Consider the following 14,030-nt stretch of genomic DNA (forward strand, 5'->3'; position numbering starts at 1 on the left):
TATGACTACGACCGCTTTTGAACGCGTCCAGACAGCTCGACATCCTGATCGGCCTTACGCGATGGATCTGATGAACACGGTTTTTACTGATTTTGTCGAGATCCATGGTGACCGCCGCTTTGCTGATGACCCGGCGATGATCGCTGGGTTTGCGCGGCTTGATGATATCGAGGTTTGTGTTGTTGGACAGCAAAAAGGGCGTGATATCAACGAGCGCCGTCATCGCAATTTTGCCATGCCAAAGCCTGAAGGTTATCGCAAAGCACTTCGGGTAATGAACCTCGCTGAAAAATTTGGCCGTCCTATCATCACGATTATTGATACGCCCGGAGCGTATCCCGGCATAGACGCCGAGGAACGCGGCCAAGCGGAAGCGATCGCGTTTAACCTGCGCGAAATGGCTGGCTTGAAAGTTCCCGTTGTTGTAGTTGTCCTTGGCGAAGGCGGCAGCGGCGGAGCACTTGCTATCGGCATCGGGAATCGAGTTCTGATGATGGAAAATGCGGTCTATTCGGTGATCTCACCCGAAGGCTGCGCGGCTATTCTCTGGAAAGATGCCGGACGGGCTGCCGATGCCGCAGAGGGATTGAAGCTGACGGCATCGGAATTGAAAAAGTTCGACATCATCGACGAGATCGTCTCCGAACCCAGCCCCTGGACAATGCCCACTGAGGACGACGCAAAAAGTCAAAAAGCGTTCGACAAGATCTGCGAAACACTAAAAAAGACGCTTCTTCGAGAGATCAAAGCTCTCACTTCGCTGGACACAAAAAAACTCCTCGACGAGAGGTATAAGAAATTTCGCGGGATGGGTGAGTGGGTTTAAAATGAAATAGCCACGCAATTGTATGAAAAAAGCAATGACTTATTTCGTACAGTTGCGTGGCTAATTTTTTGTTCCGCTCCGGAACTGCTGAAACGATGGAAACAATTAGAACGGAATATCATCATCTCCAGCGGGCGAGGAGACAGGAGTTGAACTTCCGCTACCCGACGATACTCCTGCCGATGAACTCGCCGTTGATGGCGGCCCACTGTGGGTGTCGGGATCGCCTTCCTGATGGCCTCCGCTGTAACTGCCACCACCATCTTCGCGTGAGCCGATGAACTGCATATCGGTGCCATTTACTTCGAGTGTTTTTTGAATGACGCCCTCGCGGTCGGTATATTCTTCCATTCGCAACCTGCCTTCAATATATACCTGTTTTCCCTTGGTTAGGTATTTTGAGGCGACCTCGGCTTGGTTGCCCCAAAGCGTCACTCTAAACCAGGTAGCAACATTCTGAAACTCCCCAGATTTGTCGCGACGTTTCTCATTTGTTGCCATCGAAAAACTGCAAACGGCTGATCCTTGTGGCGTATAGCGTAATTCTGGATCGCGACCTAGATTGCCGACCAGTATTATCTTGTTAAATGACATAGTAATTTCCTCTTTTGTGTAATTTTTATGTAAACGCTAGTTGTAACTATTTCATCAATATAACACGACAATGGCGTGTGATAAAATCATCAATTCGATCAACTTAGAGTAATAGTAGTAAGATACTAAATGCACGGCACGCCTTTTTCCCGGATCACCATTTTATTTGTAATTTGCACAGTTTTATTGTGTCAAAGCCTTTTTGGGCAAAAAAAAGCGGGCGCTGAGATCGATGTTGCCAAATGCTGGTCTTATCCGTTGGGCGACTTGGCGGGTGATCAGATTGCCGCAGACGATAGCCGAGTGTTTTTGGGCCTGAATGGCGCGAGGATCGAAGCTCTATCGCGAGACGGCAAGAAGATTTGGTCGTCAGAATTTGGCGGGGAGATCAGCTCTAATATCATCGCCACCGATGGAAGTTTGTTTTTTGCAACCTCAGAAGTTGCGGGTGAAACGTCAAAATCGAGCGGAAGCAAGCTTCGCTGGGTTAGCAAAGATACAGGCATTACAAATTGGACCATGACACTGCCTGACACTGATCGACATTATCTCGGCTTGTTTAACGGAGCCGTTATCGTTGTGTCAAAAAATGGTGCGCTCGATGCGATAGATGTAAGGAGCGGAAAAGTGGAGTGGACCAGACAAATCGCAGAAGGATTTGTCGGAGAACCGTCGTTCACCGCATCAAGTGTGATGTTGGCGACAACGGGTAAGCAGATTTTAGACGTTTCACTAAAAAATGGTGAGATCAATTCAGTGCGAAAGTTTCCATTTGCCGTGACGGCGCTGAGTGCGGCGGAAAATTATGTGTTGATTCTCGGAGACGAACGAGGAAACGTTTCAGCATCGAATGGAGGTGATAAGCCGATCTGGACGTTCAAAACAGGGGGTGAGATATCAAAAGTCTCCGCTTTTGACGGACATGTTCTGGTTGCGTCCCATGATAATTTTGTTTATTTTCTTTCTTCCAGAAACGGCGGACGCATTTGGAAAAAACGTCTCTCCGGCCGTATCGGACAAATATCGAGAGTGACGGAACGCTTCGCCTTGATCTCCAGTTTTGAAGAACGAGAGGCGGTGCTGACAGACATTGCAAACGGACGAGTCGCCGGCCGCATTGTTTTTGGCGAGAATGAGAGCCTTGTTGCACGTCCTATCGCTGCGAACGGATTGATCTTCGTGCTTACCAATACGGCAGCTTACAGCTACAGCCTAAACGGATGTCCGCAGAACAAATAAAGGCAGCCTCAAGGCCAATAAGCCTGCAGACTGCCTGTTTAAAATAAATTTAGCAGCGAAGTTCGTTCCTTAGTGTGAAACGGCTTGCTGCTCCAGAATCGCGTAGATCTCGTCTTTTATTGCTAATTTTTTTTTCTTAAGAGTAACTTCCTCCAACTGTTCGTCTTCGCTTGGGTATGAAAGATGGGCCAGTTCGTTCAATCTCGCTTCGAAACCCTGATGCTGATGAACAAGATCTCGGAATACTGCATTGCTCTTTATCAGTTCATCTCTCACCGGATCCGCTGTTGACATGTCCATATGGCGTTTGTCCTCACTTTTTCAAAAAATTTGGGCCCGATGGCGTAATTTAACAATTTCGTAACCGGGTTAAGTCCAATTCTAGACCTAATTAATTAAATAATCAAGCGGATTCTTTTTTCAATGTTAGTTTCATTAAAAGGGCGTGTTCCCGAGGGTTTTCATAAAAATACTGACGTGTTTGAACGCGATCGAAACCGTTTTTTTCGTAGAAGGCAATAGCCTGATAATTGGATTCACGAACTTCCAACCATATATTTGCTACTTTCTTTTCACGACAGGCCTCAGTAAACGCATCGATTAATAACTGGCCCAACCCATTTCGTTGTTCACTTTCCGATATTGCAATATTGTATATTTCGGCGTCCGTGACGATCTCAATCACCCCAGCGGGCACAAGACGGCCAACGACGAAGCCGATCGTAGAATTGTTACCGGCTTCGAGACGCAACATTACCGAATCGGGATTCTTCATTTCGTCGAGATAACTCTGCGCCGACCAATGGCTCAGGTTGGTTTCTTCAGCAATGCGGATGAGGTCAGCGATGTGTGAGGTTTCGACGGGGCGGATCCGTAAGATGTCTTGATTATCGGCGACCATTTTTTTGAGTTTCTTAAAAGCTTTTGCTGACAAAAATTGGCTCAGATACGATCCCTTGATATTCACAACAGATCAAGCCAATAGCATAGGCGATATTATCGCCAAAATTTATTATGTGTCCTTGCTGTTCAGTCTTGTAGTAAAGTGCGGAGTGTAAGACGAAAGTTACATTTGTTTCGTTTTGCAGTAATGAGAGAAACGCATCTTCCGGCATCGTATGTGGTTCATCGAGGACATAGATCTTTTTGCCCTGCTTTTGAAATGACTGTAAACAGACCGCCTTACGGCCCATCGGAATTGCGGTAGTCACTTTATTTTTTGTTTGCAAAAACGCCATAGCCTTTAGCGCCGACCGGCTGGACATTGCGATCCCAAGGCCAGCTTTCATGCCCAACGCTGTGGCAATACCAATCCGTATTCCAGTAAAACTTCCCGGTCCGGCTGAAACGGCTATCATATTGATCTCTTGTCGATCGATATCATTTGCCGTGAGCATAGCGTCTATGTTGACGAGCAGGTCTTCGGCTTTTGAGACATCTGACTTCCCTATCCAGTTCGCAACTTCGACGCCATCTCGGAGCAAAGAGATACTGCCGCCGCAAATAGCGGATTCGATGGCAAGAACGATTTGTGATTTAGTCAATTAGGCCTCCTGAAAATCGAACTTGACACACGTTTAAAGGAAGGCACTATTCGTTGGAAAAAACTGCCGAGCTGATAGAACAAGCGGGTTTTTGCATCAAAGCTGCCTTCTAACTGGACAGTTGCCCAGATAGGGTTTGGCCGCAGTCGTCTTGGAATTTGCATTAAGAACATTTTTGGATCGTGAATAACTGTCTCCAACGGCATAAACCGTGTTTCGTTCGCCCATTCTTTTTCCAGCGCTTTGATAAGCCACGAAGGTAGATTTTTCGCTTCGTCTCTGATAGGCGTATCGTCAAGATCGAGTCCAAGATAATGATGTGCAAGCCCGATTGTGCATATGAGCCAACGGCGTCGGCGTTCGCTTACCGTATTCAAGAAACGGTCCCAGTCGAAATCCGGAGAGCGTCCGATGATGCAATAGTAAAAATCCCAAAGCCTCTCTTTGCGTGCTCCGCCGTCGGTCAGCCAATGGACGATTAGAACGCGCATGTGATCTTCCTCTCGCAGAACACGAATGCTGCCGCCCTCAACCTCACGCAATTGCGAATGGGTAAAAAGGTCATTCCACGCAACCGTATCGAGATGACGAAGTTCGCGGTGAAGATCGATGGCAAGTCCGTTAGCAGCGGCAGATCTGGCGATCTTATCTGCAGCTTCAAAATCATCAGATGACACGGCGAGGTCCATATCGATAGAAGCTCGTGAGCCTGCTTCGGGATAAAAGCGAGCTACGGCTAACCCCTTAATAAGGACAGGCTCAATGCCCGCTTCTCGCATCAGCGAAAACGCCTGCACGGCCCGCATCTCCATCGCTTTTTTCTGAAGGATGTACCAGCGGGAAGGATCACGAATCTCTTGTACAGCATCTGTTTGCGTTTCGCTCACAGAAAAAAGAGTAGCAAAGATGTCTGATCTTCACTACTCATAGAAAATTCTCAACCAATCAATCTTAAATTTTTCTCGGAGCATTATTCGGAGCACAAAGACCCAAGCTATTGCAGTTGGTAGTGCTTGGACAATTTTGGTTTGGCGGAAAAGCGCACTGAGAGCTAGAAGTACACACACAGTTAGATATCGAGGCGTACGCACTTGGTGGAGCTACCAGCGATGCGATTATCGGTATGGCGGCCATTGACGCTAAACCAATTGTTTGAATAACCTTTCTACGAGATTGGCCGGAAAATCTTGGCAAAAACTTATTCTTTAAAAGCCCATTTGCACTAAGCTGATCTATTGCAAGCCAAACAAAATCTTCAGTAACTTTTCCGAGCCCTTCTGATTCGAAAAAACGAATAATGTCAGTGATCGAATTTTGACCATCACACATTTTCCAAATAAAAGCGGCCGAATGATTTAAACAGCATGCTCTGTTCGTTTTTAGATCGTAGACCAAAACTTCATTGTTTATTTCCTGAATTACAATACCGCTCTGACGAGCAATCGGATTTTGCAGTCCGTTGGGATTGGTATTCATTTGTAGCCTCCAATGAGAAAAGAGTAGCAAAGACGTTTAATCTTTGCTACTCCCTTAGAAACTCTTAAACAATAAGTCTAGGATTTGCGTTGAGGAGGATTTGGTGCACATAGACCCAAATTGTTGCAGTTGGTCGTGCTCGGACAACCGGCATTCTGCTGCTCACTACACATCTGGTTTGATGTACAGACACAAGTGTTTACTCCCAATGCCTGTTTTGGAGCGACCAACGAAGCGATCACCGGCAGTGCAACCATTGAAGCCAAACCGATGGTCTTGAGGACTGTTCGGCGCGACTGGCCCTGAAATCTTGGAGCAACTTTATTCTCCAACAGGCCGTTCTCGCTCAACTGATCGATGGCGAGCCAGACAAAATCTTCAGTGATTTTTCCGCGGCCATTGGATTCAAACTCTTTTACAATGTCCGTTACGGAATTGCTGCCGTCGCAGGACTTCCAAATCAAAGCCGCCGATTGATTCAAACAATGGGCCTTGTTCGCGTCCATATCGTAAACCAAAACTTCGTCGGGCATTTCCTGAACCACGAGGCCGCTATTGCGAGCCATTGGATTCTGCAGACCATTAGGATTATTCATCGTCTCCTCCAGCAAAATAATATAAACAAAATTAATTACAAGGGTATTCTAACCCAAATTGCACACATGTCAAAGGAAGTAAAACAAACGCATTTATCATAATTCTACCTCAATTAGCGTTATTGTCAACGAAATTGAGGATCAAATCCGCAAATTCCTCAGCGGCTCCTCTACGACTTCTAGCAATTATGGCACTATTTGCAATGGAATTCAAGGCGAGCATGGATAGTTTCGGATCGCGGCGCAATGGCAGGACAAATGGCATCATCTCAAGAGAGCCTTGTCCGGGAGTCAATTTTATTGGATTCCATTCTGCTCCGGCCTCGTAGTTAGTAAAGAGAACCAGTCCAACAGGCAGCAGTTCCGTTGCGGGAACCCCGCCAATAGATTCTACGGGCAGGTCATAATGCCTGAATTCTCCATCACGGGTGCGCATCGTAATGATTCGCGGAAAGGGATGCAAAAGGCCGTCGCGGTCAAAGATAGCAAAATCGTCCGAATAGTAATCCGCACCTCTACGAACCAATTCCGTTACGATCGTGCTCTTTCCCTGATAACTTTGCGCCGGAAATATGATGCCTTTCCCCTTCCATCCGACGGCTCCGGCGTGCATAAATACCCTATCAACGGCATGCTCGCCGATAGTGATCCGCATAATAGCATCAAAAAACTTGAAGAACTTTTTTTTACCTCGGCACGATGCAATGCCTTCGCCATTAACAAAGAGTCTATAGGAGCTTTTAGTGCGCTCAATTTCGAACAACTGCTCTACCTTTTTTCCTTTGGCGGGCTTAATCTGGCCCACCAGAGATCTTATGGCGACACGCTCTCCTTCCTCGACCATATCCTGCACGTTACTAGTGATCTGGGCGACCACGCCATACGACTCAAATTTGAAAGGCCGGACAGATAGCGCAGCAGCAGAATTAATTGATGTCATAAAATTATTTTGAATTTTACATTCTTAAATCAGCGAGATAATTATCTATGCTAACACGCCCCTTTTCGCCAGGAAAACCAGCAACGCTCCTGTCAGAATTATAACTACCGGCAGGATCGCAACCTCGATGTCTTGCCTGAATTCCACCGATAGCAAAATGAACAGGCTGAGAACTGATGCCAGTATCCCGTAAAATATCGTTACGCGGCGGTGCGATAGTCCCGACAATGTGAGCCTTTGAAAGAGATGTTCGCGATGTGCCTGCCAAATTTTTTCACCGCGAACGGCACGCCGCAGAATTGTAACAACCGAATCGAACAGAAAGAACCACACGAACAGCACCGCCGCGATCGGTAGCAGATCAGGGTTTTTACTCGCTTTTACTCTCGCAATAAGCGGCAGTGATGCGAACGTAAATCCGAGAAATGCACTGCCAACGTCACCCATAAATATTTTCGCCGGATTCCAGTTGTGGATCAAAAATCCCCAGCTTGCTGCTGCGATGACTCCGCTAAAAAGAAATATCGAAGGCATCTGTAGGATGTAGCCAAGCACAAGCCAACCGACGCCGGCGATTACCGCTTGTAAACCTGCAAGTCCGTCGATGCCATCCATGAAGTTGTATGAATTCACCATCCACACGATCCATATGAATGTCAGGACGTAGCCAAAATTTCCGAGATTGATATGGCCGAGCATTGATATGCCGTGCCATGTATCGACGTCGAGAATCAATAGGAAAGCAGCTATGCTGTGGACCAAGAGACGCCAAGGAAATGCAATAGAGTAAATATCGTCGAGGAAACTGACCAAAGCGATCATCAAAGCGCCGCAAAAATATCCCCATGAAAATGTGCCGGGGAGATACAGCGAAATAAGAACGTAGGCAATCAGGCTAATTATGACAATTACGAGTCCGCCACCGTGTGGCATTGGTTCGGTGTGAGAGCTGCGTTCGTTGGGAATCGCAAAGACCTCGTTTTTTTCGCTCCAGCGCAGGTAATAACCGACGCCGATATACGACGCGGCAAGCATTACCAAAAACATAACGAGATCGATCATTCTGTCTAAACTAATTCGTTCCTATATTTTGCCACGGCATCGAGCAAAGAGTATTTTGCGACCGCCGCTTTGTGGGCACGCTCACCCATTTCACCGAGCTTGTCGCGGTCCTCAAATATCTGCAAGATGGCGTTCGTCAAATCGTGAGTTTTGCCGGGATCGACATACTTTCCAATTCCCTCTTCGTCGATCACTTGGGCCAACTCTGAACCTTGCTCAGTCAACGCAAGGATCGGCTTGCCCGCAGCCATAATATTATAAGTGCGGCTTGGCATCGCCGTACCCAACATTCCATTTATCAATGCGATCAATCCAACATCGCAGGCGTTTAGGAATACGATCTGTTGGCCACGTGGAAGATAATTGAGAACAGAAACATTCGTTAATGATCTATCGCGAACCTGATCTTCGACCCATTTTTTCTTAACGCCGGCACCAATGAAAAGAAAGTGAATTTCTTGATGATCGCGGAGTTGCTCTGCCGAACTAATGATCGTTTCGACATCGGTCGGATGGCCGATGTTGCCCGCATACAAAAGGACAAATTTATCCGAAATACCAAGATCCTTCAAAAGCTGATTACTTTCTCTTGGCGTCGGGTGAATTGTTTCGAGGTCGGCCCAGTTTGGAATCGTCACAATTGGAATGTCGAGTCCGGCTGTCTTTCGCTCGAAAAGCTCTTTCATGTCACGGCCCATGACAATTATTTTTGCAGCATATTTGTAAACCCAGCGATTGAAGAAATTGATGGTGCTGACGGCCAGCGAATTTTTCCGCAACGCACCGACAGCGATGAGAATTTCCGGATAGCTGTCCTGAACTAAAACCGTGTAACTTGCTCCGCGCAATAGCGAGGCAAACGCGGTCGTTACCGGCATCGTCGGCGGAGCCGTTACAACGAGAATTTGATCGCCTTTTCGAAAGCGTTTCAGCGAATTATAAAACATCGCGACGCCGATCGTGAACATATTGAACAGACGATAGAGCATCACATTTTTGTCTAACGTTGTCGCAGCCGCACGGAAAATTTCGACGCCATTGCGGACTTCTCTTTTTGGTGCTCTCATGCCGCGAGACATGTGCTTCGGCTGTCCGCATAAAACCTTGACATCGAAATTTTCAGCGAGTCCTTCAGCGATCGACGTGAGATAATATCCGGTGGAAATCTCCTCAGGATAATAAACCTCAGTCAAAATCCATAGCCGTCTTAGTTGTGTTTCTTTCTTGCTGCCAATCACGAGAAATGCCGTCGTTGGCTAGTATATCCCAACAGGATCTTGCTTACGGTTTGTGAAACGTTCTCAGCCAGATATTCGCGCGGTGCGGTCCAGGCTGCAGGCTGCGCTATGGCGATCTCGACTGCACGAAGGATAGATTCAACATCTCCTCCGCCTAGAATATTGCTGCCACATTCAATTGTCTCAGGCCGCTCGGTAACATCGCGAAGCGTCACATTTGGAATGCCGAATATCGCACATTCCTCCTGCACCGTGCCGCTGTCGGTTAAAACGGCGAGCGAATTTTTTTCCAGTTTTACGAAATCAAAAAATCTAAGTGCTTTCAAAAGGCGCACTTTTTGCGAATCCGGGCGGATGCCGTACTGCTCAAGTTTTTCGGCCGTTCTCGGATGGACCGAGACCAAAATATTCTTTCCGAATTTTGAAGCGACCTCAGCAAGGCCATTAAAAATTCCCGCCAGCCGCTCAGGGATATCGACATTCTCTGCGCGATGCAAAGTAACAAGGAGGTAATCAAAAGGCTTGACCTTGAGGCTATCCATCACGTCGCTGGACTCGATGTTGTCAGCATAGTTGTCCAAAACCTCTTTGATCGGGTTGCCGGTGATGTAAATGCGGTCGCGCTCAATGCCTTCGCGAACGAGATTTTCTTTGCTTCGTTCGGTGTAAGGCATAAGCACAGTACTGGAATGGTCGATGATACGCCGGTTGATCTCTTCGGGAACGCGGTCGTCAAAGCAGCGGTTGCCCGCCTCCATATGAAATACCGGAATGCGTCGTCTGGATGCAACGATCGCAGAAAGTGCGCTGTTCGTGTCGCCAAGAATAAGGACGCGGTCCGGCTTGTGTTGTTCGAGCAGCTCGTCGCACTTTGTCAGGATCTGTCCGATCTGATCGCCGAATGATTTTGATTTGATGCCGAGATGAACGTCTGGCGTACGAACATCGAGGTCCTGGATGAAAACATCGCTCAGGCTCTCGTCATAATTTTGGCCGGTATGTACGGAGACATGCTCGCAATGTTGGTCGAGCACCTTCATGACGAGGCTGAGCCTGATTATTTCCGGCCGCGTGCCGAAGATCGTCATTATCTTCATAAATTTCAGTTTTCAGCGTATTTTATGCCAGGAACTTAATAGTGTTAAGTATTTCGCCTGTTTGCTTTAAATATTACGTGTTATATGCAATTTTTTTGTGTTATGGCAATTTCTCGCCTGTTATGAGCGATTTTCACCTGTTATGAGTGTTTCTCACTTGTTATGAGCATTTCTCGCCTGTTATGAGCGTTTCTACCGTGTTACGGGCATTTCTTGCCTGTTACGAGCATTTCTTGCCTATTACGAACGACTTTTGTCGTTAATTCATGAATTGCATGATTTCTCCGCTCGAATTCCTCAGTAGGTCACGTAATTCCGGCACGGCAAGATTATTGTCGCGTGAAGAATATTCAGTTTCGAGCGCAGGCATAATATCTTGTTCCGCTCTAAGCTCCGGCAAAACAGGAAGAATGACATAATAATCCCCGCGTTCGACTGTTCTAAAGCACTCTTCTTCCGAAACCATTATTTCGTGAACCTTTTCGCCGGGTCTAATTCCGGTGTAAACCAAAGGCAGGTTTTTCCCACCCATCAGAGCGAGAGCAACGTCCGATATTTTCGCCGACGCTACTTTAGGAACAAAAGTCTCACCACGTCCATCAGATCGGACCGCTTCAAAAACCGTATCGACGGCGTGATCTAGACTCAATAAAAACCGTGTCATTTCGGCAAGTGTGATCGTTATCGGCTGATCATTTTTGATCTGCTCAACAAACAGCGGAATGATCGAACCGCGTGAAGCGATCACGTTTCCGTAACGGACACAATTAAATTTAGTCGAGTCGCAATCACGGTTCGCCTCGATCAACACTCGTTCCTGCAATGCCTTTGTCATACCCATGACATTGATAGGTTTGCACGCCTTGTCAGTCGAAATTCCGATCACTTTTTCAATGTGCAGATCGTTTTCGCGCACAGCGCGGACGATATTTGCCGCACCGTAGATATTTGTCAGGATCGCTTCAAAAGGAAAATACTCGCAGGAAGGCACCTGCTTTAATGCGGCCGCGTTGAAGACAACATCGGCATCGCGCATCGCGGCGACTAACGCCGAATAATCGCGAACATCGCCGATACGGAAATTAAGACGGTCAAGAGAATTTTGATAGATAACGTCGTCGGTCGCCGTCTCGCGATTCATGTACTCGAGACGCATGTAATGCTGCTTGGCCTCATCGCGTGAAAAGACGGTGATCTTTTCAGGCATACCCATTTCACCCGTCAGCAGACGGTTGACAAGCGTTTTCCCAAGCGAGCCTGTGCCGCCGGTTACAAGTATTCGTTTACCTTCTAATTCTTTCATTTTCCAGCGAAACAACAAGTTTAGCTTTATTCTGATAATTACCAAAATACCTGCACCAGATATGCGTTAGGTCGAAACAAGAGCAAAATCGAGAACTTTCCGGTTAGAATTCTCGTGTTCAGGGTCCGAAAGCCAAGCAACGGCGAATCGGCGTGCATTTTCCGACCTTATGCGAAAGTCGTCGTTGTCCATATTCTGACAATTGTTAATTACGGCTAGCCACGAATCGGGATTTTCAAGAGGAATATCCCAGCCGATCACGTCTTTTTCCAAATTTCTCCACGGCGTACGGTCGCTAATAATGAGCGGACAGCCGGCAGCGAGTGCCTCAATAAAAATGTGGCCAAAATTCTCGCCAAGTGTTGGCAGCACAAAAAAATGATATTTGGCGAGCGTACTTGCGACATCTTCATGTAAAACCGGCCCTTTTGCCTCTATTTTGATGTTAGGTGGTAGCTTTTTGATGAGAGCCTGACATTCTCGCCAATAATCAGCGTCCTCTATCGGCCCAAAAATATCAATGCAAAGATCATCCTTAAGCCTCCGAACATGCTCGAGGAGAAAATTGAAGTTCTTTTTCCGCATAAACCGCGACAAAAAAACCATCTTTGCTTGTCCTGGCCTCTTTTCCGGTTTTGCGGCCAGATCAAAATCGCCAAGAGTTATCTGCGGTGGCATATTTGGAGCAATAGAGATCTTGGCTTCGCCGCCGAAAATGGCATGTATGCTTTCCTGCTCGAATTCAGACGCTGCTTTCCATGCAATATTGTCCAATAATTTCAATGATTTAGCCGCCCTCAGGTAAAGTTGTTTCTTAAGAGGTTTGATGGACAAAGCTCCGGGAACAAGCTCGCCTTCTGGGGCAAGGACGATCGGAATAGCGTCAATCGCGTTACATCTACGCAAAATCAACGTAAAGACAGTCAACGGACTAAAAAAACTATTGAGGTATATGGCGTCGGGTTTGATCTCGCGGACAAGCTTTTTGATCGACCCAAGCCGAATACTATCTTTCGAAAGATAATGGACGTCGGTGTTCTCAATTTGATTCCAGTCGTTGATCCTGACATTTGTGTAAGATGCCCTATTTAGAGGGCCGTCGTGATCTCGCGTGACGATCTTAAACTCATAACCATCGCTTAGACGGTCAACCATATTCACGAGTGTCCGCATTGCTCCGCCGCTCTCGAAACCGGGGAGATAATAATCACAGATAATCAGGATGACCGGTTTTACTTTTTCCATTTATCGTAGGGAGTCGGGTCGGCGGCCATCTGTTCGATCATCTTTTCCCAGGAGAGTGGTGAGAAATCGGTCGCCTTCCTAAATGACAGTGAATTGAGGCTTCTGTCTATGACAAAATCTTCAAAAGGTTCGATCACAACATTTGCTTGATAATATTTATTCAAAAGGCCAAGTAACTCGAACTTATTTATCGGATCACTGGAAACGTGATAGACGCCGTTGAGTTCGGGATGTTTAGTGACGATGTCGGATACGATCTTTGCTAGAACAATCGTCGGAAATCCGGAATAGATAGCATTCACATATCCTGTAACGTTTTTGCCGCGATTGCTGAGGAACCATTCGACCACGCTGTGACCCGTTGTCAATTCTCTTCCAATTATTGAAGTGCGGATAGTAAGACAGTTGTCTCCCGTTTGTTCACCGAGAAATTTGCTGATGCCGTAAAGATCATTTGCATCAGGATTATCAGTTTCGACGTAATTTCCCTTTTTGCCGTCAAAGACACAGTCGGTGCTTAACGTGATAAGTCGAAAATGATATTCGCTGGACAAGACCGCCAAGCGTTTAGGACAAACAGAATTGACGCTGAGAGTATTGATGACATCTTCCGATGCCGGAAGTTGCTTAACAACGCCGACGGCATTGATAACAATGTCTGGTTTCGTGTTTTCAATTGCTGAGCGTATGGACTCGATGTCTAGAACATTAATATTCTCAACGATGCTTTTTCTATCAAAGAAACCGAACTTGCTGATCGAATCAAAACCCAATCTGATTGTGGCAAAAACCTCGAAATCGGTACTCAACTGCTGATAAAGTTTGTGGCCAAGCATCCCACTTGCGCCAAATATTAAAACCCGCATTTTA

General features: G+C 46.7%; 16 protein-coding genes. 2 read left to right on the plus strand and 14 right to left on the minus strand.

Features of this window, described 5'->3' with window-relative positions:
* Position 1 precedes the first annotated feature (1 nt).
* Complete coding sequence (locus IPL32_14975; GenBank protein MBK8467122.1) at positions 2-826, plus strand: acetyl-CoA carboxylase carboxyltransferase subunit alpha; 825 nt, start codon at positions 2-4, stop codon at positions 824-826.
* A 105-nt stretch (positions 827-931) separates the two neighbouring features.
* Here IPL32_14975 and IPL32_14980 read toward each other — a convergent pair whose 3' ends face one another.
* Complete coding sequence (locus IPL32_14980; GenBank protein MBK8467123.1) at positions 932-1,420, minus strand: single-stranded DNA-binding protein; 489 nt, start codon at positions 1,418-1,420, stop codon at positions 932-934.
* Positions 1,421-1,687: 267 nt separating this feature from the next.
* Between IPL32_14980 and IPL32_14985 the strand changes: the two genes are divergently transcribed.
* Positions 1,688-2,659, plus strand: coding sequence for a PQQ-binding-like beta-propeller repeat protein (locus tag IPL32_14985; protein MBK8467124.1), 972 nt, complete (start codon positions 1,688-1,690; stop codon positions 2,657-2,659).
* A 69-nt stretch (positions 2,660-2,728) separates the two neighbouring features.
* Here the strand turns inward: IPL32_14985 and IPL32_14990 are convergent, their stop codons facing one another.
* From IPL32_14990 to IPL32_15050, 13 genes are all read right to left on the minus strand, one after another.
* Complete coding sequence (locus IPL32_14990; GenBank protein ID MBK8467125.1) at positions 2,729-2,953, minus strand: YdcH family protein; 225 nt, start codon at positions 2,951-2,953, stop codon at positions 2,729-2,731.
* A gap of 109 nt (positions 2,954-3,062) precedes the next feature.
* Entirely contained in the window at positions 3,063-3,593 is a 531-nt protein-coding gene (gene rimI, locus IPL32_14995) for a ribosomal protein S18-alanine N-acetyltransferase (GenBank protein MBK8467126.1), read from the minus strand.
* A complete protein-coding gene (tsaB, locus tag IPL32_15000) occupies positions 3,574-4,203 on the minus strand; it encodes a tRNA (adenosine(37)-N6)-threonylcarbamoyltransferase complex dimerization subunit type 1 TsaB (protein ID MBK8467127.1) in 630 nt (209 codons plus the stop codon). Before tsaB ends, rimI begins: the two co-directional genes overlap by 20 nt.
* On the minus strand, positions 4,200-5,090 hold the full coding sequence (locus tag IPL32_15005; GenBank protein MBK8467128.1) for a nucleotidyltransferase family protein: 891 nt from the start codon (positions 5,088-5,090) through the stop codon (positions 4,200-4,202). Before IPL32_15005 ends, tsaB begins: the two co-directional genes overlap by 4 nt.
* A 64-nt stretch (positions 5,091-5,154) precedes the next feature.
* Positions 5,155-5,679 (minus strand): PqqD family protein, encoded by a 525-nt coding sequence (locus tag IPL32_15010; GenBank protein ID MBK8467129.1) that lies wholly within the window; start codon positions 5,677-5,679, stop codon positions 5,155-5,157.
* Positions 5,680-5,756: 77 nt separating this feature from the next.
* The gene (locus IPL32_15015; protein MBK8467130.1) at positions 5,757-6,275 is read right to left on the minus strand and encodes a PqqD family protein; all 519 of its coding nucleotides are present in this window, start codon (positions 6,273-6,275) and stop codon (positions 5,757-5,759) included.
* Between the two features lie 109 nt (positions 6,276-6,384).
* A complete protein-coding gene (locus IPL32_15020; GenBank protein ID MBK8467131.1) occupies positions 6,385-7,215 on the minus strand; it encodes a hypothetical protein in 831 nt (276 codons plus the stop codon).
* A 45-nt stretch (positions 7,216-7,260) separates the two neighbouring features.
* On the minus strand, positions 7,261-8,277 hold the full coding sequence (locus IPL32_15025; protein MBK8467132.1) for a glycosyltransferase family 4 protein: 1,017 nt from the start codon (positions 8,275-8,277) through the stop codon (positions 7,261-7,263).
* Positions 8,278-8,282: 5 nt separating this feature from the next.
* Entirely contained in the window at positions 8,283-9,470 is a 1,188-nt protein-coding gene (locus IPL32_15030) for a glycosyltransferase family 4 protein (GenBank protein MBK8467133.1), read from the minus strand.
* A gap of 41 nt (positions 9,471-9,511) precedes the next feature.
* Positions 9,512-10,612: a UDP-N-acetylglucosamine 2-epimerase (non-hydrolyzing) gene (gene wecB / locus IPL32_15035; protein ID MBK8467134.1), complete on the minus strand. Its 1,101-nt coding sequence runs from the start codon at positions 10,610-10,612 to the stop codon at positions 9,512-9,514.
* A 259-nt stretch (positions 10,613-10,871) separates the two neighbouring features.
* Positions 10,872-11,915 (minus strand): polysaccharide biosynthesis protein, encoded by a 1,044-nt coding sequence (locus IPL32_15040; protein MBK8467135.1) that lies wholly within the window; start codon positions 11,913-11,915, stop codon positions 10,872-10,874.
* 66 nt (positions 11,916-11,981) lie between these two features.
* Positions 11,982-13,160, minus strand: coding sequence for a glycosyltransferase family 4 protein (locus IPL32_15045; protein ID MBK8467136.1), 1,179 nt, complete (start codon positions 13,158-13,160; stop codon positions 11,982-11,984).
* The gene (locus tag IPL32_15050; protein MBK8467137.1) at positions 13,148-14,026 is read right to left on the minus strand and encodes an SDR family oxidoreductase; all 879 of its coding nucleotides are present in this window, start codon (positions 14,024-14,026) and stop codon (positions 13,148-13,150) included. The genes IPL32_15045 and IPL32_15050 overlap by 13 nt, the downstream gene beginning before the upstream one ends.
* Positions 14,027-14,030 lie beyond the last annotated feature (4 nt).

The sequence above is a fragment of the Chloracidobacterium sp. genome, from assembly GCA_016711345.1.
Lineage (GTDB): Bacteria > Acidobacteriota > Blastocatellia > Pyrinomonadales > Pyrinomonadaceae > OLB17.

Bases quoted from the DNA above. Each gene is read 5' to 3' on its own strand.
- IPL32_15040 (MBK8467135.1), bottom strand. From the start codon at position 11,915: ATGAAAGAATTAGAAGGTAAACGAATACTTGTAACCGGCGGCACAGGC.
- IPL32_14990 (MBK8467125.1), bottom strand. From the start codon at position 2,953: ATGTCAACAGCGGATCCGGTGAGAGATGAACTGATAAAGAGCAATGCA.
- IPL32_15025 (MBK8467132.1), bottom strand. From the start codon at position 8,277: ATGATCGATCTCGTTATGTTTTTGGTAATGCTTGCCGCGTCGTATATC.
- IPL32_15015 (MBK8467130.1), bottom strand. From the start codon at position 6,275: ATGAATAATCCTAATGGTCTGCAGAATCCAATGGCTCGCAATAGCGGC.
- IPL32_15020 (MBK8467131.1), bottom strand. From the start codon at position 7,215: ATGACATCAATTAATTCTGCTGCTGCGCTATCTGTCCGGCCTTTCAAA.
- IPL32_14975 (MBK8467122.1), top strand. From the start codon at position 2: ATGACTACGACCGCTTTTGAACGCGTCCAGACAGCTCGACATCCTGAT.
- IPL32_15010 (MBK8467129.1), bottom strand. From the start codon at position 5,679: ATGAATACCAATCCCAACGGACTGCAAAATCCGATTGCTCGTCAGAGC.
- IPL32_15045 (MBK8467136.1), bottom strand. From the start codon at position 13,160: ATGGAAAAAGTAAAACCGGTCATCCTGATTATCTGTGATTATTATCTC.
- IPL32_14980 (MBK8467123.1), bottom strand. From the start codon at position 1,420: ATGTCATTTAACAAGATAATACTGGTCGGCAATCTAGGTCGCGATCCA.
- IPL32_15050 (MBK8467137.1), bottom strand. From the start codon at position 14,026: ATGCGGGTTTTAATATTTGGCGCAAGTGGGATGCTTGGCCACAAACTT.
- wecB (MBK8467134.1), bottom strand. From the start codon at position 10,612: ATGAAGATAATGACGATCTTCGGCACGCGGCCGGAAATAATCAGGCTC.